The organism is Mucilaginibacter sp. P4_A11, from assembly GCF_056402535.1.
The window spans coordinates 103171-123586 of sequence record NZ_JBFUHE010000016.1; the positions used below are offsets into that span (position 1 = coordinate 103171).

The 20416-nt window shown below is 43.3% G+C and carries 16 protein-coding genes; 3 read left to right on the forward strand and 13 right to left on the reverse strand.

What is annotated here, in order from left to right; genetic code table 11:
- Nucleotides 1-12 precede the first annotated feature (12 nt).
- The gene (gene fbaA / locus AC1DUD_RS25330) at nt 13-1092 is read right to left on the reverse strand and encodes a class II fructose-bisphosphate aldolase (protein ID WP_477379660.1); all 1080 of its coding nucleotides are present in this window, start codon (nt 1090-1092) and stop codon (nt 13-15) included.
- A gap of 268 nt (nt 1093-1360) precedes the next feature.
- Here fbaA and accD point away from each other — a divergent pair, with 268 nt between their 5' ends.
- From accD to AC1DUD_RS25345, 3 genes are all read left to right on the forward strand, one after another.
- Entirely contained in the window at nt 1361-2206 is an 846-nt protein-coding gene (accD, locus tag AC1DUD_RS25335; RefSeq protein WP_477379772.1) for an acetyl-CoA carboxylase, carboxyltransferase subunit beta, read from the forward strand.
- A 450-nt stretch (nt 2207-2656) separates the two neighbouring features.
- A complete protein-coding gene (htpG, locus tag AC1DUD_RS25340; protein WP_477379662.1) occupies nt 2657-4540 on the forward strand; it encodes a molecular chaperone HtpG in 1884 nt (627 codons plus the stop codon).
- 227 nt (nt 4541-4767) lie between these two features.
- Nucleotides 4768-5289, forward strand: a complete 522-nt coding sequence (locus tag AC1DUD_RS25345) for a DUF4251 domain-containing protein (protein WP_477379664.1) — start codon at nt 4768-4770, stop codon at nt 5287-5289.
- Between the two features lie 129 nt (nt 5290-5418).
- Here AC1DUD_RS25345 and eutC read toward each other — a convergent pair whose 3' ends face one another.
- The 12 genes from eutC to AC1DUD_RS25405 form a co-directional block, all read right to left on the reverse strand.
- Nucleotides 5419-6177 (reverse strand): ethanolamine ammonia-lyase subunit EutC, encoded by a 759-nt coding sequence (gene eutC, locus AC1DUD_RS25350; RefSeq protein WP_477379666.1) that lies wholly within the window; start codon nt 6175-6177, stop codon nt 5419-5421.
- 187 nt (nt 6178-6364) lie between these two features.
- The gene (locus AC1DUD_RS25355) at nt 6365-7732 is read right to left on the reverse strand and encodes an ethanolamine ammonia-lyase subunit EutB (protein WP_477379668.1); all 1368 of its coding nucleotides are present in this window, start codon (nt 7730-7732) and stop codon (nt 6365-6367) included.
- A 71-nt stretch (nt 7733-7803) separates the two neighbouring features.
- Nucleotides 7804-9153: an ethanolamine permease gene (gene eat / locus AC1DUD_RS25360; protein WP_477379670.1), complete on the reverse strand. Its 1350-nt coding sequence runs from the start codon at nt 9151-9153 to the stop codon at nt 7804-7806.
- A 297-nt stretch (nt 9154-9450) separates the two neighbouring features.
- On the reverse strand, nt 9451-10380 hold the full coding sequence (locus AC1DUD_RS25365) for a sugar phosphate isomerase/epimerase family protein (RefSeq protein ID WP_477379672.1): 930 nt from the start codon (nt 10378-10380) through the stop codon (nt 9451-9453).
- A gap of 498 nt (nt 10381-10878) precedes the next feature.
- A complete protein-coding gene (locus AC1DUD_RS25370; RefSeq protein ID WP_477379674.1) occupies nt 10879-11478 on the reverse strand; it encodes a Pycsar system effector family protein in 600 nt (199 codons plus the stop codon).
- Nucleotides 11479-11555: 77 nt separating this feature from the next.
- Nucleotides 11556-14156, reverse strand: coding sequence for an MGH1-like glycoside hydrolase domain-containing protein (locus AC1DUD_RS25375; RefSeq protein ID WP_477379676.1), 2601 nt, complete (start codon nt 14154-14156; stop codon nt 11556-11558).
- Nucleotides 14157-14514: 358 nt separating this feature from the next.
- Nucleotides 14515-15012: a hypothetical protein gene (locus tag AC1DUD_RS25380; protein ID WP_477379678.1), complete on the reverse strand. Its 498-nt coding sequence runs from the start codon at nt 15010-15012 to the stop codon at nt 14515-14517.
- Between the two features lie 325 nt (nt 15013-15337).
- Nucleotides 15338-16408 carry a dipeptidase gene (locus tag AC1DUD_RS25385; RefSeq protein WP_477379680.1) on the reverse strand — a complete coding sequence of 357 codons (1071 nt, stop codon included), beginning with the start codon at nt 16406-16408 and terminating at the stop codon, nt 15338-15340.
- 12 nt (nt 16409-16420) lie between these two features.
- Nucleotides 16421-17533, reverse strand: a complete 1113-nt coding sequence (locus AC1DUD_RS25390; protein ID WP_477379682.1) for a D-TA family PLP-dependent enzyme — start codon at nt 17531-17533, stop codon at nt 16421-16423.
- Nucleotides 17534-17676: 143 nt separating this feature from the next.
- Nucleotides 17677-18141, reverse strand: a complete 465-nt coding sequence (locus AC1DUD_RS25395) for a RidA family protein (protein WP_112572265.1) — start codon at nt 18139-18141, stop codon at nt 17677-17679.
- A gap of 272 nt (nt 18142-18413) precedes the next feature.
- Entirely contained in the window at nt 18414-19493 is a 1080-nt protein-coding gene (locus tag AC1DUD_RS25400; protein ID WP_477379685.1) for a hypothetical protein, read from the reverse strand.
- A gap of 105 nt (nt 19494-19598) precedes the next feature.
- Complete coding sequence (locus AC1DUD_RS25405; protein WP_477379687.1) at nt 19599-20414, reverse strand: hypothetical protein; 816 nt, start codon at nt 20412-20414, stop codon at nt 19599-19601.
- Nucleotides 20415-20416: the final 2 nt, after the last annotated feature.

Consider the following 20416-nt stretch of genomic DNA (forward strand, 5'->3'; position numbering starts at 1 on the left):
TTTTGATGAATATTATAATTTGCTGTAAACGTCGATACAATTAAGATCTTCAAACGCAGCAGATAGCCTTTTTACAAAGCTTTCTTCACCCTTGCGTAACCAAACGCGTGGGTCATAATATTTTTTGTTTGGAGAATCTTCGCCATCCGGGCTGCCAATCTGGCTTTGCAGGTATCCTTCTTTTGATTTGTAGTAATCTTTAATGCCTTCCCAGTAAGCCCATTGCATATCGGTATCAATATTCATTTTGATAGCACCATATGAAATAGCTTCGCGAATCTCTTCCTGGCTTGAACCAGAACCACCGTGGAATACAAAGTTGATTGGTTTTTCGGCAGTTAAACCAAATTTTTGTTTAACATACTCCTGTGAGTTATGTAAAATAACCGGTTGCAACTTAACGTTACCCGGTTTGTAAACACCATGTACGTTACCAAAAGCAGCAGCTACGGTAAAACGAGGGCTTACCTTTAACAGGTGCTCATATGAATAGGACACTTCTTCAGGCTGGGTATATAAACGTGAGCTGTCAACGTCAGAATTGTCAACACCGTCTTCTTCACCGCCGGTTACACCTAATTCAATTTCAAGGGTCATACCCATTTTAGCCATGCGCTCAAGGTACTTGGCCGAAATTTCGATATTCTCCTCAATAGGCTCCTCCGAAAGGTCAAGCATGTGCGATGAGAACAGTGGTTTGCCAGTTTCAGCAAAAAATTTCTCGCCATGATCTAACAGACCATCAATCCATGGTAATAATTTTTTAGCAGCATGGTCGGTATGCAGGATAACTGCTACACCATAGTGCTCAGCTAAAAGGTGAACGTGCTTTGCAGCAGATACACCACCTAAAATACAGGCCTGAAGCTTTGAATTATCCAATGATTTGCCAGCGTAAAACTGTGCACCGCCATTTGACAGCTGAATAATAACCGGAGAATTAACAGCTTTAGCTGTTTCCATAACTGCATTGATAGTGTTAGTACCAATAACGTTTACTGCCGGTAAAGCAAACTGATGCTTTTTTGCTGCTTCAAATAGTTCCTGCACCTGATCGCCGTGCAGAACACCTCTATAATTTTTTAAATCCATTAGCGTTTATTTGGGGCTCGAAGTTATAAAATTTCTTTAAAACAGATATGCAATCTTAAAAGTATATCAAAACGGTAGTAAAAATAGGCTTAATTTAAGAATATGATATAATTCATTAATAATCCAATCCTTTTATTACAAAAATAGCATTAAATAAGTATTTTAGATTCCGGCAAACAATTTAGCCTGCCATAACTTTTTATATCCGGCACCACATGTTTAATATTTTTTGTTTCTTTGTACCCAATTGAAAGAGTTAGACACAGATATGGCATGGTTTAAACGAGAGTTGAAAGGGATAATTACGACCACTGAGGAAAAGAAAGAAGCCCCCGATGGCATCTGGAATAAATGCCCTAATTGTAAGAAACCTCTACACTATTCAGAACAGGTAGAAAATCAATATGTGTGCCATTACTGTGGCTTCCACCTGCGCATAGGTTCAAAAGAATATTTTTCGGTACTATTTGATAATAACGAGTTTACAGAACTTTTCCCTGATCTTACTTCGGGTGACCCGCTTCACTTTGAGGATACAAAAAAATATGTAGACAGACTTAAAGAAACTCAAAACAAAACAGGCTTAAAAGACGCAATAAGGGCCGGTGTTGGTAAAATTGACGGCCAGGACCTTGTTATTGCCTGTATGGACTTTAACTTCATAGGCGGATCAATGGGATCGGTTGTTGGTGAAAAGATAGCTCGTTCTATTGATTATTCTATCCAGCACAAGGTGCCGTTCCTGATGATCTCCAAATCGGGCGGTGCACGTATGATGGAAGCTGCGTTTTCATTAATGCAGATGGCTAAAACATCAGCCAAACTGGCTTTACTGGCACAGGCAAAAGTTCCGTACATTTCTTTACTTACCGACCCAACTACAGGCGGCGTAACAGCGTCATACGCTATGTTAGGCGATATCAATATTGCCGAACCTGGCGCACTGATAGGCTTTGCAGGCCCAAGGGTAATTAAAGAAACCATCAAAAAAGATCTTCCTAAAGGTTTCCAGACGGCCGAATTTGTGCAGGAACATGGTTTCCTTGATTTTATTGTAGACAGGAGAGAAATGAAAGAAAAACTAGCTTCATTTATTAAAATGATGTCCAATTAACGATATAATCAATTTTTATATGGTGAGGGATAAGCTAAATGTTTATCCCTTATTTTTTGTCTCAGAGGCTGTTAAGAATAGTCTTATCAAAAGACCGTCATTGCAAGGTACGAAGCAATCCTAACTATACATCGCGGTTCTGTAAATCAGATTACTTAGTACCTACCCGTGATATGTTTAAAATGGGTATCCTGCTGAGCCTGTCGAAGCATGGTGGGCAGGCCTCTGCGCGCGAGTCTTTGACAAGCTCAGACTGACAGACCTTCTTTTGTCATTACCTTTATAGCCGACGTTTTTTTTCAACTCCCTTATTCACGCTCCTTATACAAACAGCATACTTGACCGCATTAATATCCCTCCCCTGCCAATTTGACAATAGTATAACAATTGGAACATACATTGATGGTACAGTTTCGACAAACATTAAATCAACCATATTAAAATATAGTTATGCAAGAAAAAGGCAGCATTTCGATCCACACCGAGAACATTTTCCCGATCATTAAGAAGTTCTTATACTCTGATAACGAGATATTTTTGCGCGAGCTGGTATCAAACGCGGTAGATGCTACCCAGAAAATTAAACGTTTGGCTTCATTAGGCCAATACAACGGCGAGCTTGGTGACCTCCGTGTTGAGGTAGCTTTTGATGCCGACAAAAAGACCATCACCATTAGTGATAACGGTCTTGGTATGACCGCAGAAGAGATTAAAAAATACATCAACCAAATCGCCTTTTCGGGTGCTACCGAGTTCATGGAGAAATTCAAGGAAGCTAAGGATGCCAATGAAATCATCGGGCGTTTTGGTTTAGGTTTTTACTCGGCTTTCATGGTAGCCGATAAGGTAGAAATTCAAACCCTATCGTACCAGGAAGGCGCGGAGCCCGCTTTTTGGGTTTGTGACGGAAGTACCGAGTTTGAAATTGGGGATGGCATTTTAGAAGAACGCGGCACCGAGATCACCCTGTTTATCAATGATGAATCAGCTGAGTTTTTAAGCGAGCACAGGCTTCAGGAGATCCTGGATAAATACTGCAAGTTTTTACCGGTTCCAATCAAATTCGGCACTAAAACAGAATCTGAAGAAGATGGCGTTGACGAAGAGGGTAAACCCAAATATACTTCAGTTGAGGTTGATAATATCATTAACACAACCAACCCTATTTGGACAAAAGCACCGTCTGAATTAAAAGATGAGGATTATCTCGACTTTTACAAACAGCTTTATCCATTCAGCGAAGATCCATTGTTCTGGATCCACCTTAATGTTGATTATCCTTTCAACCTTACTGGTGTGCTGTATTTTCCTAAACTGAAAAACGACTTTGAGTTCCAGAAAAACAAGATCAAATTATTCAGCCGCCAGGTATTCATTACCGACGAGGTAAAAGATATTGTTCCTGAGTTTTTGATGCTATTACACGGTGTTATTGATTCACCGGATATCCCGCTTAACGTATCGCGTAGCTTTTTACAGGCCGACAGCAACGTTAAAAAGATCAACAGCTATATTACCAAAAAAGTAGCTGATAAATTGTCAGAACTTTTCAAAGCCGACCGTAAAGCTTACGAAGAAAAATGGACTGATATTGGCCTGTTTGTTAAATACGGTATGGTGAGCGAAGACAAGTTTTATGACAAAGCCAAAGATTTTGTTTTAGTTACCAATACCGATAAACAAAACTTTACGCTTCCTGAATACAAAGATAAAGTTGAAGCCAACCAAACAGATAAAGACGGTCAGCTGGTTTACATTTACACCAATGATCCGGCAAAACAGGATTCGTTTATCCAGTCGGCCAATAAAAAGGGTTATGATGTAATGGTGATGAACTCACCTATCGATAATCACTTTATCAGCCAGTTGGAGCAAAAATTAGAAAAAACTTCCCTAAAACGCGTTGACGCTGATGTAGCTGACAAGCTGATCAAAAAGGATGATGCCCCTGAAATTGTATTGACCGAAGAGCAAACAACCAAAGTAAAAGGCATTTTTGATAAAGCCATTAACAAACCAGCTTACAGCGTTCAAATTGAAAGCCTAAACCCAGACGAGTTACCGGTTACTGTAACTATGGACGAGTTTATGCGCCGTATGAAAGATATGGCAGCAATGGGTGGCGGCATGAGTTTCTATGGTAACATGCCTGATAACTACAAAGTTATTGTGAATGGCAACCACAAACTGGTGAGCCGCATTTTACAGGAAGAAGACGAAACCGTGCAAGCACAGCTTTCAAAACAAGCATTTGATCTGGCCTTGCTATCACAAGGCCTATTAACCGGCGCTGAGCTGACTGAGTTTGTTAAACGTAGCGTTAGTTTAATATAAATTCCACAACGTCATGCCGAATTTATTTCGGCACCCCACGTGCAAGGTCATCCGATTGTCTTTGCGACGCTAATATCTGGTGGGATCCTGAAACAAGTTCAGGATGACTAAGTCCCCTTCAAAAGCCATCCAAAACGGATGGCTTTTTTGTTTAAAAGATTGCTTAAATTTGATTGTAGTTAAACCTAAATAACCTGCTATCGTCTAACCACTTAAACATTTATATCATGAAAATATTAAATAAAATAGCCTTACTGGCCGCATTCATATTTTTAGGCGTTAATGTAACCAATGCTCAAACCAAACAGACTAAAGCCGAAAAAAAGGCAGCTAAGCAGGCTGAAATAAAACAAATGGTGGAGGATCAAAATTTTGTGTTTAAAGCTAACTATGCGTTACCAATGCGGGGCGGCAGCAGATCGCTTACTTCTGATTATGATCTTACAATAAGTAAAGATACCATTGTATCATTTCTGCCCTATTTTGGCCGGGCTTATGTAGCCCCACCTCCAGGAACAACTGATGGCGGCATTAAGGTAAATACTACAAAATTCACCTACTCGTCGGTAAAGAAGGGAAGCAGATGGAATATCACTATCAAACCCAAGGACAAAAACATATCCGACTGGCGCGATGTACAAACATTCAACTTGAGTATCTCTCAAGATGGTTATGGTTCACTACAAGTAACCAGCTCCAATCGCGACCCAATATCATTTAATGGATACATTGAAGCGAGGAGGAAATGAGCGAAAAGCTGAAAGCAGAAGGCTTAAAGCCGAAAGCAAGTAAGATGAGCCGACAGCTGAAAGCCGAAGGCTAAAAGCAATATAAGAAAAGCCCGGAGCATAACGCTTTGGGCTTTTTGCTTTCGGCTTTTAGCTTTCAGCTATAAGACCCGCATTATCTTTCAACTCCACCCCTGATAACTTCCGTTTGAAAGCTTCGTTGATTAAATAGAAAATCTTTTTTGCGGCTTTCTTATAGGTTAGCCCCTTATGCCGAATATTCGACACGCAGTTCCTCGATTCGTCGGTTAAGCCGGGTTTAGGGTTATAGGTGAGATAAGCCCCCAAACTATCGGCCGAGCTTAGGCCCGGGCGTTCGCCGATAAGGATCAGTGAGAGTTTAGCATTCAGTCCGTGACCAATATCATCGCCAATGGCTACCCTTCCCTGCTCAACCAGGCTTATCGGCGCCAGCTTTAAACCATTGGCAACCAATAATGGGATAAGTGCGTCCAGCAACCCCACAGCATTTTCATTTACCGCTGTCGCCGAAAGTCCGTCAACTATCATGATAGCAACATCGCTTTCTGCACTATAACCATTTAATTCGCTCAGCGAAGTTTCATTAAGCTTACGCCCAAGGTCGGGCCGTTGCAGGTATTGCCGCCTGTCTGTTACCCTGCTATGCAAGTGTAAAACCGGAACATCGAAATACTTGAGAGCGTCGGTTAGCTTGCCCAAATCCAATTCAGAGTATACAGCATCCCTTGCGTGCGCATGCGCCAATTTAAACTCAAGCGACTGTTTTAATGGGATACTCGTCCCCACCCTGCCAATAGCTATCCGCGCAGAAGTAAACTCCTGCAAAGCCTTCAATGGCCCAATTTCATGTGGGACGTTTCGTTTCATTAATTTGCAGTCTGTTATCTTCTTCGGTCATGCCGAATTTATTTCGGCACCTCACACGCTAAGCCAGCGTTTGCATAGTGTTAGCCTGTCCTGTGGGTTCCTGAAACAAGTTCAGGATGACATCCTATTTTATTTTTCGCAAGTTCAAAAAACCTTTTACCTTTCGCCTTTATCCTTTCACCTTCAATCAAAATCCTCCCAATAACCCATGCTCACTAACCGGCATCATGTTCCCTTTATCATCAACAATTCCCTGCTTTATCAGCCAGGCTTCAAATTCAGGTGCAGGCTTCAATCCCAACACTTTGCGCAGGTATAACGCATCATGAAACGAGGTTGACTGATAATTCAACATGATATCATCCGAACCGGGGATCCCCATTACAAAATTACAGCCTGCCACACCCAACAGCGTAAGCAGGTTATCCATATCATCCTGGTCGGCTTCGGCGTGATTGGTATAGCACACATCAACGCCCATGGGCAAGCCCAAAAGTTTACCGCAAAAATGATCTTCGAGCGCAGCACGGATGATCTGCTTACCATCATATAAATACTCGGGGCCGATAAAACCCACCACTGTATTTACCAACAGCGGATTAAACTTACGCGCAACAGCATAAGCCCTCACCTCGCAGGTTTGCTGATCAACACCGAAATTGGCATTGGCCGATAATGCACTGCCTTGTCCTGTTTCAAAATACATTACATTACTACCTATCGTGCCCCGCTTTAACGACAGCGTGGCTTGGTAGGCCTCCTCAATCAAACTTAAATTAACCCCAAAACTTGCATTGGCTTTTTCTGTGCCTGCTATGGATTGAAAGCAAAGATCAACCGGGGCACCCTCGTTCACCAATTGCAATGTGGTAGTAATGTGACTTAGCACACAGGTTTGCGTAGGGATCTCAAACCGGAGCCTTAACTCATCCATCAACGTAAGTAAGCTGCTTACTGCCGCCGGACTATCAGTTGCCGGATTAATGCCGATAACCGCATCGCCGCTGCCAAACAACAAACCATCAATAATACTGGCCGCCACTCCCCGCGGATCATCAGTTGGATGGTTTGGCTGCAAACGGGTACTGAAATGACCTTTTAACCCAATGGTATTGCGAAAGCGGGTAACTACCTGGCATTTGTTAGCCATAGCTATCAAATCCTGGTTGCGCATCAGTTTGGATACTGCCGCTACCATTTCAGGTGTTAAGCCGGGAGCTATGGTTGTCAATGTTGCACAGTCGGTTTCGTCGCTTAGCAGCCAGTCGCGTAGTTCACCAACAGTTAAATGGCTGATATGACTAAAGGCCTCCTGATCATGATCATCTATGATGAGGCGGGTAATTTCGTCATCCTCATAAGGGATCACCACCTCATTCAAAAAGTTTTTGAGCGGCACGTCGGCCAGTGTAATTTGTGCAGCCACACGTTCTTCATACCCGCCGGCGCAAAGCCCGGCCAGTTCATCGCCCGAGCGGTAAGGCGAAGCCTTCCCCAGCAATGTTTTAAGATCGGGAAACTTGTAAACCCGGTGATGTATGTTGTGGCGGTACATTCTTTTATATCATTATTTCATTGCGTCATTAGGTCATTATTGCATAGAGGTCAAATAAATGACTCAATGACCTAATGATTAATGACTTCTTCAGCAGGGGCACTCATCATGTCTTCGGTTAACGCAACTTTATGTTTGCCCATGGCTATAAAAATCAGCAATACAATGGCCAATCCTCCAGCAAAAATGAGGCTCATATCAGGGTTAAAATATATTGTTGCAATTAAACATACTATGCAAATTATCAAAGCTATTGCCGGGAAAACCGGGTATGCCGGGGCCAAAAACGGGCGGCTTAAGCGCGGCTCCTTTTTGCGTAATATAAAGAGGCTTAGCATGCTCATGATATACATAACCACAGCACCAAGCACCGATAGCATGATGATCTGGTCAGTTTTAAACTTATAAATAAAAATGGAACTTACCACACCACTTACCACAAGCGCCCAATGTGGTGTTTTAAACTTGTGATTAATATCTGACAGCATCCGGGGTAAATAACCGCTGCGTGCCATGGCAAACACTTGCCGCGATGATGCAAGGATAATACCATGCAGCGAGGCTATCAGCCCAAACAAACCTATGCTGGCAAATATTTTGGTTAAACCACTACCCTTACCCAATACTATCCCAATGGCTTCGGGCAAGGGATAATCAAGCTTACTTAAAATGCGCCAGTCGGTAAGTCCTCCGGTTATGATCATTACACCTAAAGCCAGTACAACCAGGGTTATTATGGCCGAAATATAGCCGCGTGGAATGTTTCTTTTAGGGTTCTCCACTTCTTCCGCTACCATGGCAACACCCTCGATAGCCAGGTAAAACCAAACAGCAAAAGGTAAGGCCGCAAATACGCCAGCCCAGCCAAAAGGCATCGGGTTGGTGAGGTAGTTTACCATCTTAAAATGCGGCGATACAATACCCAGGTAAAGCATCAGCTCAACCACGGCAAGTATGGTAATAAACACCGAAAAAGTTGCCGATTCCTTTACGCCAAGCATATTCAGAAGAATAAAGAGGATATTAAAGCCCATTGCGGCCTCTGTTATAGGAATGGCGGGATACAGGAAATGCAGGTAACTCCCTAAAGATACGGCTACAGCAGGCGTAGCTACAAGGAAGTCAACAAGGGTGGCATAACCGGCAATTAAGCCCCCAAACGGCCCCATTGCCCGGTATGCGTAGGCAAAAGCACCGCCGGCGTGAGGTATGGATGCGGTAAGCTCGGTGTAGCTAAAAATAAAGGTAATGTACATTAAAGTGATAACCAGGGTGGCTATCAGTAAACCTATGGTACCCGATACGGCCCAGCCTAAATTCCATCCAAAATATTCGCCCGAGATGACCAGCCCTACGGCTATGGCCCATAAATGGATCGGTTTTAAAACCCGTTTTAAATGTTCTGTAGATGTTTCCGCCATAAGCCTCCGTTAAGGAAAATGATTCGCCCCTTAAATTACTTAAACATGGGGTTAAATCAAAATTGGCGAATGTTATGGAATTGTTAAGGGAATAAATAACAAAAGGCCGGTCAGTCTGAGCCTGTCGAAGACTCGCGCGCAGAGGCCTGCCCGCCATGCTTCGACAGGCTCAGCACGACCCCTATTTTAATTATGTGGATAACGATAGTGAAACATCTTCTTCACTTTGCATCTTCGCTGTGCCTTATGCAGAAGATCCTTCACTATCGTTCAGGATGACAGGGAGATAGTTTCAACTTACACCATCAACTTATCTTTCAAATAACCCATGCTGGCAGTTATACTGGCGAAAGCATCTTTTGGCATATCATGCTCTACAAAAAAGTGTTGCATCCCAGCTGATTTTGCAGCTGCAAAAATTGGTTTAAAATCAATGGTACCGCCACCTACAGGTTGTATATTTTGCCTGCTGGCATCCAAATCCTTCACGTGCCAAAGCGGGAACCGACCTGGGTGTTCTTTAAACATTTCAACTGGATTTTTACCGGCCTTAACAGCCCAGGCCAAATCAAGCTCCATTTTCACATTATTGACATCGGTTTCGCTTAGCAACAGATCATACGGCACTTTACCGTCAACTGCATGAAACTCCATATCGTGGTTATGGTATGCAAACTGGATGCCCACTTTTTTAGCAGCTTCTCCTGTTTTGTTCAGCACTTCAATGGTAGCTTTTATTTCATCAAGCGTAGCCGTAGGCGAATTGGCACAAACAAGGTATTTAACGCCCCCTTCTGCAACTTCATCCACTACTTGCTGCATATTATCGCGCAGGTTCAGTACAGGGGGCAGCACCATCGGTTTGCCATCGGCACCAACAGGCATTTTTGCTCCCGGAGGTAGCTTAAACGGAGCACCAAGCACGTGGTGCGATGTCCAGCTCATGCCCAGATCGTTTACCGTAGCTTTAAACTCTTTAGGTTTCATGCCATAGTAACCGCCTTTTTTGCTAAAAGCCGACTCCATCTCCTTGTAGCCGATAGCTGCGATTTTGCTGAGCGTACCTTTAACATCTTCGTCAATAATGCCGAAAAAAGTAAACAACTGTAGTCCAACAGGATGATGATCCATATTGCTCAAAAAGCTTGCAGCTTTGCCCGATAAGGCCATGCCGCCAAGCACCAATGCACCGGTGCCTTTAATAAAATTTCTTCTGCTGTAATTCATGCTTGATATGGTTAATAATTAACTGGTACAGTAAAGCTAATTAATTAATGATGAGCAAAGAAATTTTATTGTGTCTTTTTTACACAATAAAATTTCTTTAAGCTCAAAGCATAATGCCCAAAGCTCAAAGCTGGCAAAGATGTGAAGTAGAAAGGTAAGACTAACATGTGAGGAATAGTTATATTCGCTGGCGGGCCGTAATAATTAGTTTACTATACGGGAGCATTAATTAAACCCCAATAGATTGAACCAGAGGTGCAAAAAGTTCGTAAAAATAAAACAAATCATTTTTTCAGTGTACCGGAGGTACACAACTTAAATAGATTGAAAAGGCTCGATTTTATAATACTACCCTCAAAAAAATGATTTTACGGGCGTTGCCTGCGGCCGGGCTATCCGCTCATACGCCTGCAGGCATTCCGCTCTTGGCCGGTATCCGCTACTATCTAACGCAAAAAACAGATCAAAATAATAAATTATCTATTATAAAGTCATTGATCAAACAATTTCAGGCAAGCTGTTATGCACCATTGACGATACAATGAATGTTATAATAGCAATGATCAGCCCGAACATAAAAACATTATAGGCAGCCCTGAGCAGGCGATATTTGCGTCCGAGCACTACTCCTTGTGTATGAATATCTTTGATTAGACTATCGTACAGGTACTCTTTATCGTGCAGTACGTTTTTCATACCGGCTGCAAAATCGTCCAGCTTCATGCGGTAAAAATTACCAAAAAATAACAGGTTAACCTTTTTATCCTCAACGTCTTTGGTGCTGAACCTCCCTCGTGGTATCGACGGCCGGGTTGATAAAATAGCCAGGATCATGGTTGCCAGACTAACAGTAAGCAACAAATACGATGGCAATACCAAAAACGAATTATCCTTAAGCTTCCGCAGTAACAAACTGATAATGGCCGAAATGATGATGGAATTAACCGTGATCAGGATCTGTGCTTTGTTATCGGCCATATCACTCAGGCGCTGATCGGTACTGGCGGTAACCTTCAGCAGGGTCTCAATACCTACATCTATATCTGCCACTTCCGTAGCTTTTTGTGGCAGCGTTTCCTGGTCTGTCATCAGTCTCATTTTATCCCTATGAATTTAGGGTATTTAAGGTTAAAGCTCACAGCGCAGTGGCGAGATTGCCACTTACACATAAGCCCCTACTCCAAATATAAACAATTAGCTATCAAACCTGTCCAGCCGGTTTGATGGGACGCACCTAAGCCCAGACCAGTATCTCCGTCAAAAAACTCATAAAACAGGATATGATCTTTAAAATGCGGATCGGTTTGCAGCTTTGAATTTTTGCCATATACCGGTCGCTCACCATTTTCATTTTTCATAAACAGTTTGGAAACCCGGGCATAAAGTTCGTTGGCTACCTCCTTCAGGTTCATAAAATTACCCGAACCGGTTGGGCATTCTATTTTAAATTCGTCGCCATAAAACATGTGGAAACGGTGCAGGCTATCGATGATCAGGTAATTGATCGGCATCCAGATTGGCCCACGCCAATTACTGTTCCCTCCAAAAAGACCGCTGTCACTCTCGCCGGGCACATAGGTAATACCAAATTCAACGCCATTTACCGAAACATGATAGGGATGTTTAAGGTGGTACTTTGAAAGTGAACGAATGCCGTAGTCACTCAAAAATTCGTTTTCATCAAGCATATATTTGAGCAATGATTTCATCCTGTAACCGCGGAGCAAACTAATCAGGTGTTTACCATTATTCCCCTTCTCGTTCCAACGCGAAACCAGCGATGCAAGATCAGGGCGGTTTTCTGCAAACCATTTCATGCGGTCTTTGAAAACCGGGCTTTCCATAATGTCTTTTTCATCCAGTACTTCGGTAGCAAACAATGGGATAAGCCCTACTATGCTCCGTACCCTCATTTTTACTGAACCATTATCCGGAAAACGGATCTGATCGTAAAAAAAGCCGTCCTCGTCATCCCAAAGCCCTTCATTGTTTTCGCCCAGGTTCGACATCGCATCCACGATGTAAATAAAGTGTTCAAAAAACTTGGAAGCGATATCGGCGTAGGCGTTATCAGTTTCAGTAAGCTCAGTAGCAATCCGCAGCAGGTTAAGCGAATACATGGCCATCCAACTGGTGCCATCGGCCTGTTCCAGATGTTGGCCCGAGGGCAAGTGCATATTTCGGTCAAACACACCGATATTATCCATCCCCAGGAAACCACCCTCAAAAATATTATTGCCCGATTGGTCCTTACGGTTAACCCACCAGGTAAAATTGAGCATCAATTTATGAAAAACACGCTCCAAAAAATAAGTATCCCCTTTGCCGTTATTGTTTTCCTTATCCGTTTTATAAACGTTCCATACAGCCATGGCATGTACAGGCGGGTTTACGTCGCCAAAATCCCATTCGTAGGCAGGCAACTGACCGTTAGGGTGCATATACCAATCACGTGTAAGCAAGATCAGCTGATTTTTGGCAAAAGCCATATCAACTGTAGCCAGGGGAAGGCAGTGAAAAGCCAAATCCCAGGCAGCAAACCAGGGATACTCCCACTTGTCAGGCATCGAAACAATGTCCCTTGTATTAAGGTGTTTCCACTTACTATTTCGGGAGTTTAGCCTTTGAGCAGGTGGACGCGGCATCCCTTTATCACCGCTAAGCCAGTGACGGACATCGGTGTAGAAAAACTGCTTGTTCCACAACATGCCGGCAAAGGCTTGCCGCTGAATAAGGCGGCGATCAGGGTTCATGGTAGCGCCATGAATGTCATTATAAAACTGATCAGCCTCCGTTTTACGAACATCAAAAACCTCATCAAAATCTTCGAAACTATAATTGGCGTCTTCAGACAGGCGCAGGCGTAGGGTCACGCTTTTACCTGCCGGGATAGTCAAATCGTAATTCACCGCTGCCTTGGTACCCATGTTCTTAGGGTTGACGGAATCCTCTCCGTGAACAATATGATCATTTATGCCATCCTTATAATATTTACGGCCGTCGTCATAATTATAAAGCTTGCGCGAGTTGGTTTCATTATCGCAGAACAGCAATTCGCCATTGCCCTCAGTATGCAACCACATCTGGCCAAGGTCTTTATGAAAAATGCTGATCACTTTGTCTGAAGAAGCAGAAAGATCAGGTTTACGCGAATCATACCCCCAGCCCCATGTATTGCGGAACCATAAGGTGGGCATCACATTAACCGGCGCATCTTTATCGCTGCGGTTATGAATGGTTATTTTGATAAGGATGTCTTCCTGGGCGCTTTTAGCATATTCGGTAAAAACATCAAAGTATTCGTTATGATCAAAAATCCCGGTATCCATCAGTTCAAACTCCGGGTCCTGCCGGCCGCGGCGTTTGTTTTCATCAACCAGCCAGCTATAGGGATATTCATTTTGAGGATATTTGTACAGCGTTTTCATGTACGAGTGCGTAGGCGTACTATCCAGGTAGTAGTACATCTCCTTTACATCCTCGCCATGATTACCTTCCGGGTTACTAAGGCCAAAATAACGCTCTTTAATGATAGGATCCTTTTTGTTCCACAACGCAATTGCAAAGCAAAGGTATTGCTGCCGGTCGCAAATGCCGGCAATACCTTCCTCGCCCCAGCGGTAAGCTTTGCTGCGGGCCATATCATGGGTTATATAATTCCAGGCATCGCCATTGGCACTGTAATCTTCACGCACGGTACCCCACTGGCGGTCGCTCACGTAAGGCCCCCACTTTTTCCAACCTGTATCCTTTAACCTTGATTGTTCTGCATTCATAGTATAGATGGCAATTTACACTATCCCCGATTTAAGGTAAGCGTTTCGCAAAGTAGATTTAATTCGGTAAAAATACAGCAACGTAAGGTTTGTTTTACCATATTATGAAGAATAAGCGAAAATGAAGATGGTCTATTGAATAGCGACAGGATAATGCCATCTTAAAACACTTTGCTTTCTGGTCGAAGTTTAGCAATAGCGTAACTTTGTCCAGGATAGGTTGCGTACCTCTGGCACACTAAGAAATTCTTTTACTTCATTTCTACAAACTTTTGCACCTCTGGTGCAACCTATCAATTCCTTAACTTAATGACATTAGCCAGTAGCGCCATTATCCCTAACACAAAATTAATCTTTGTTATTCACCCCATGAATGGAACATCGTCATCCGGGTTTTATTGGCATTGATCAAAATATAGCCCTTTGCACTTATTGTTTCCCCTTCCTCTACCCTCGTCCAACCCGAATCAAACTCATATAATGTGCAACCATCATTCACGCAATCCGAAAAGCTTAAATTAGCTTCGGTATTACCCCCATAAATAGCCAAATCTGCATTTTCCGGCGATTTATTACTTTCATTTTTTATAGAAACATTTCTATTTGCAATTGTATCAATGGTTTTCATGTCCAATAACTTCCAGCCATTACGCTCTGCAAACCTGATTATATCTGCACTATTATAAATGTTTGCCTGGTTTTTCCATGTAATGGTACGGTGCCCACCCCAAGGCCCCTGATCGCTGCTGCTTTTAATGATATGATCGCTGTCAAAACTTTTCCAGAATCCGGCTGGTGTAAGCTTATTACAGCTAACAAATACAACAGCAAGGATCAGCAGGAAAAGTTGTTTCATAAAATATCAATGAAAAGTAATAGATTAAAAACTCAGGCCATGCCCCAATACTGGTCGAAATTTAGCGATAGCGTAACTTCGTCCCAAAATGAGTTAAGCTTTCAGCTTAACCGTAATAGCAGATGACGATTTGCATCCATTAGCTTACAACCTTAATACGGAAGCAGGATACTTCTATGATTTTAGGACGAAGTTACGCTATCGCTAAACTTCGACCAGTTTAAGAGGCACGAAGCAATCCCCAATGAGCAGAGCCGCTCTGTACAGCTCGCGATTGCTTCGTACCCCGCAATGACGTTTTTTAAAGTGATACTGCCAACTGAACTTACGCCCAGGCCTTCCTTAAAAACCTCAGCCAGTTGCCGTGCATCATATTTTGGATATCCTCATCAGTATAACCGCGTTTCTTTAGCAGATCAGGAACTTTTTGCAGATCGGCAATGGTTTCCAGGTCATAAGGGCATTGCTCCCTGCCGAAAGCACCGTCAAGATCGGTACCCATACCTACATGCAGGGCGTTCCCGGCTATCTGGCAAATATGATCGATATGGTCAACCATAACTTCCATATTGCAGTTCATGCCTTTTGGAGTAGACACACCCCTCACCCATCCCGGCACCATCATCCAGGCATCAAGTGCAGCACCAATTACAGCCCCCCGATCAATCAGGGCTTTGATCATTTCATCGCTGTACTGGCGGTTGTGGTTCACCAGCGCGCGGCAATTGTTATGGCTTGCCCAAACATACCCGTTAAAATGATCGAGCGCCTCCCAAAAGCTATCATCGCAAAGGTGGGTAGCATCTAATATAATATTCAGACGTTCCATTTCTTTAAGCAGTTCATGTCCCTTTGGCCCCATGTAACCTGTTGCATCTGTACCCTGTGCATACCTGCCGGGACCATAGTGCGCCGGACCAACAGCCCTCAACCCGTAATTATATGCCCGCTCCAAATGCTGAACAGTCACTATTGAATCAGCTCCTTCCAAACTTAAAATATAGCCTATCGGCTTCTTTTCTGTCGGTGTACCATCATTCCAAAGCTTCAAATGTTTTTCAAGCGACAGCAGATCATTTACCTGCACCATTTCCCCGGCATCTTCCATGGCTTTGTACCAGGCTACCTGCCCCTGGGTTTGTGCCCAGGCTTGCTCAGGCGAGTGCCAGCCCGGTAAAGGATTGTTGGGGGCTACGTAACGTCCTATCTGGGTGGCAACTACCAGGCCGATATTGCCTTTGCGCAATTCGGGCAGGGTAACAACAGCTTTAGCGCGGTCGGGTTTATCGGTTAAACCTTCTTCGCGTTGATTTACCTCAGCCAGCGGACGCGTAAGGTCGCGGTTCCACTCCAGGGCGTTCATGCTTAAATCCAAATGAGCATCTATAACAAACATGTGTTGGGGTATTTAAATGGTGATCTTGCGGTCGCGGGCCTTGTTAAGCCATTCGCCGCTGATGTTTTCGTTTTCAATAGTATAAACACGCTCATACAGCGCGACTGTTGGGCAAACATGGTGCGGAATACCATAGAGTATATCTCCCACCTGATATTGGTGGTTAGCACCTGCCTCAACTACCAAATGTTCCTCACTTTGGCTAACAGGATAAAGTGCGGGCGCATTTAAAAAGTAAATGCGTTTGCTCAGTTCGTTCTCTGCAGATATCGACTTATGCCCCACATCCAAACAAAGCCTTGTTGGTCCCGGCAGGGAGATCACCCGTGTAATAACCAGGGCGGCAGGTAAAAAGTCCTGCTCAGGCATCTCCGTCTGGTAACCTTTATCCCAGTAAACAAATGTACCTGGGCTGCATTCAACATACTTACGTTTGGCGTGGATTGGAAAAGTTGGTGAACCACCAGCCACAATAACCGGCTCGGGATAGCCTTTACTTTTGATGGTTTGCTGCAATTTAAGGACCGGGTCAAATGCAAAATCGCAGCGTTCGGCTCGTTTTTGCAGATCAATATCATGAATGTGGCCGTCATAAGCGTGCAAACCTACCGGGTTAATGCCCGGCAGTACGCCGCAGTCCATATAAAGCTGCAAAGCTTCAAAACCCGGCGCTATGCCAGTACGGTTCATGCCCACATTCAGATCCAGGTATACATCAATGTTTGTTTTAAACCTTACCGCGGCATCAGAGATCTCAGTTGCTGATGTCGAATTATCAACCAAACATGAAAAATGAGTTTGCGGATAAGCATGGATAAGCCTGATGAATCGGTGCAGCTTAGGGCCTTCGGGCTGATAAGCCAGCAAAACATCAGGCGCTTTACTCATAGCCAGCAGTTCGGCTTCGGCAATGGTAGCGCATTTAAACTTACGGATACCGGCATCCAGCAGCAAACCGGTTACTTCGGCATTTTTATAGGTTTTAACATGCGGGCGCAAACGGGCAACATCATCAATCATGCCGGTAAGCGTTGCAATGTTTGTTTTAACCCTTTGCGGATAAATAACCAACGCCGGTGTATCCAGCTTATCAATATCCTGTATATTATACCAGTTAGGGGTCATGGTTTAAAATGGAAGTCTTAAGTTCTGAATTTTTTGTAGAAACGCATCACATGCGTCTCTCGTTTGCATGGCGCCCGCTTTTAATACGGCCCCGTATGACTGAAGACGTATGTGATACGCCTACATTAAAAATTAATATAAGCCTATTCTAATTCAAACAAGGCTTCAATCTCAACGGGGATATTATCGGGTAATGAGCCCATACCTACGGCACTGCGTACACCGATACCGTTCTCTTCGCCCCAGATTTTGGCGAAAAGTTCACTTGCGCCGTTGATGATGAAAGGATGTTTTTCAAATTCGGGTGTGCAATTAACCATACCCAGCACTTTTATAACACGCTTTATCTTATTAAAACTGCCTATGTTGGCTTTAATAGTAGCAAGCATAGTTAAACCAACCTGCTGTGCTGCAAGCTTACCATCTTCCTGGCTTACCGTATCACCAACGCGACCGATGATCAACGAGGCATCATCCTGCACTGGGCCGTGGCCTGACAGGTAAAGGTATTTTCCATCAACTAAACATGGTTTATAAACGCCAAGTGGCTTTGGGGCAGGCGGCAGGTTTAAACCCAGCGCTGCAAAGTTTTCTTCGGGAGTGTTCATGGGCATAAAACTATTGTTTTTAAACAAAAAAGTATCATAAAAAATAATTTTACACGAATGCTGTGTGTCCGAGAGAATTTATTCGAATTACACAAATTGGGATAGCTAAAACAATTCATGTAATTAGTTCAATTCAAAAATTCGCATTCAAAATTGCAGCTCAAATGGCAGGTTTCGTGTAATTAGATTCAATTCGAAAATTAGTGCCAATAAAAAAGCCGGGGATCTCACTCCCGGCTTCATCCAAAATCAACTAAGTAGAATATATTATCTCAAAATTTAAACGACACGCCAAAATTGATAGCATAATCGGCAAATGCCGCATCGCCGATAACATAGGTACCGGTAGCTATCGAATTTTCTTTATCGGTAACGCTTTGTGTACGATCGCGTTTCAGGGCGATAGGTACACTGGCAAAAATATTCATCCTTTTGAACGCATAACTTAAAGAAGGCTCGGCAGAAATGATATAACCCGGGCGGCGGAAACCGTTACTTTTACCGATAAGGTCATGAACAGGGATCCCCTCTATACGGCCACCTGCCGATATGGTAAACACATGCGCAATGGTATAGTTAACACCTAAACGGGCAAGGTATTGATCGGGCACACTTGAAATAGCCTCATTAGCTAATGTAGCGCTTAATGTTTCGCGGTAAGTACGGGTGCCATTGGTGTTGCGGGGATTGCTCATATAATACAGATTGCTGTAACCGCTAAACCCGCTGCCAAAGCCCAGGTAACCATTCGCTTCGGCAATGATGCCCAAACCACCGTCGCCTAACTGAATAGATTGATCAACAGGACGCTCGGATGGGATCACGTTATAAAAATGCGACTTGTAATTAAAATCGCCTGTAGGCAGCTTCACACCTAAACCAACCTGGATATTACCATTGGTTTTACGGCTGTCAAATAACCACCTGTTAACAACAATGCGGGCATCGCCTATACCATCCGAATATGACTTATGACGTTCTTTACCGCCATGCTCATATAATGACGAACGGGTATTGACAAGATACGGCACACCAACAGATACTGACCAATACTGGTTAAAATTACGGGTAAGGTTTATATCAATTGTATGCTGATGATTGATCACCTCGTTACCGATAACCTGGCGTTGCTTTTGCTCGTCAGTACCCTTAAAGTGACGGAACGATTTAAAATAACGCCATGAAGCAGTAAGTTCCCAGCCTTTATAAGTAGTATCCTGCGTAGTATGCTCCATGTTGCTGAACGGGCCATCGGCTTTGATAGCAACGCAGCCCTGTGCATTTACTTTTGCATAGGTAGCACATATGACGATTGCGATAGCGCAAAGAAATTTAAAAGTAAAGTTTTTCATAATATTGGGGTTAGTATTTTTTAGCATTTGCAACTGTTTAGATAATAGATTTACAGGGTAGGGTGATTTTCGCCCTGCACAATAAGGTTTTATATGTTTTGATTTTTAGCTTACTTTTAAATGTGTTGTTTGTTTAAAAGGCCAAAGCATATATCCGGCAGGCGCTCTTTTAACTGCAAACCACAAGGCCATCAGTACACCATAGCTTCCGCCGCGTTCTATCCATTCAAACATTTCGTATTTGGGATAAAAGAGCTCGCTGGATATTTTCCATATGATAAAAACGAGGAGTATATTTTTAAAAGGACGAATAAGCACCATTAACGCAGCTAATAGTTCAAATAAGCCGACAAACTGAGCCGTTTTAGCCGGATCACCAAAACCAAGCGCATGGTATTGATTTAATAAGCCTTGTTTTTGGATGAGGTTAAGCCAACCATGGCCTATCAGCAGCATAAATGCAAATACCCTTAGCCATGTGATAATTTTAGCCAGGGTATCGGCATTGACACTAACATTATCATCCATGCGGGCAAACCATTGTTTTTTCTCTATCCTGAAACCGCCCTGCATCAACAGCAATATAAACGGTGCACCGTAATTACCGGCACGTTCAATGAACTCGGCAAAAGGTTCGCCAGATAATGGGCGCATGGAAGCTGTAGCCAATCCCCACACCACCAGCCAAGCGGCTATGGCACGAGTTGGATAAACCAGCATGGAAATGCCCATTAATATATCAACGGTACCAACATAAGGCATCAGGGTATAGGCCATATCTTTGCCTATACCAAAAACACCAAAGTAGTTACACCAGATTTGTTTGGTGATAATACCGAAGCAACCATGGCCAATAAAACACATGGCCAATGCCAGGCGAAGCGTATAATATATTTTTTGATCGTTTGTTAAACTGCGCATTG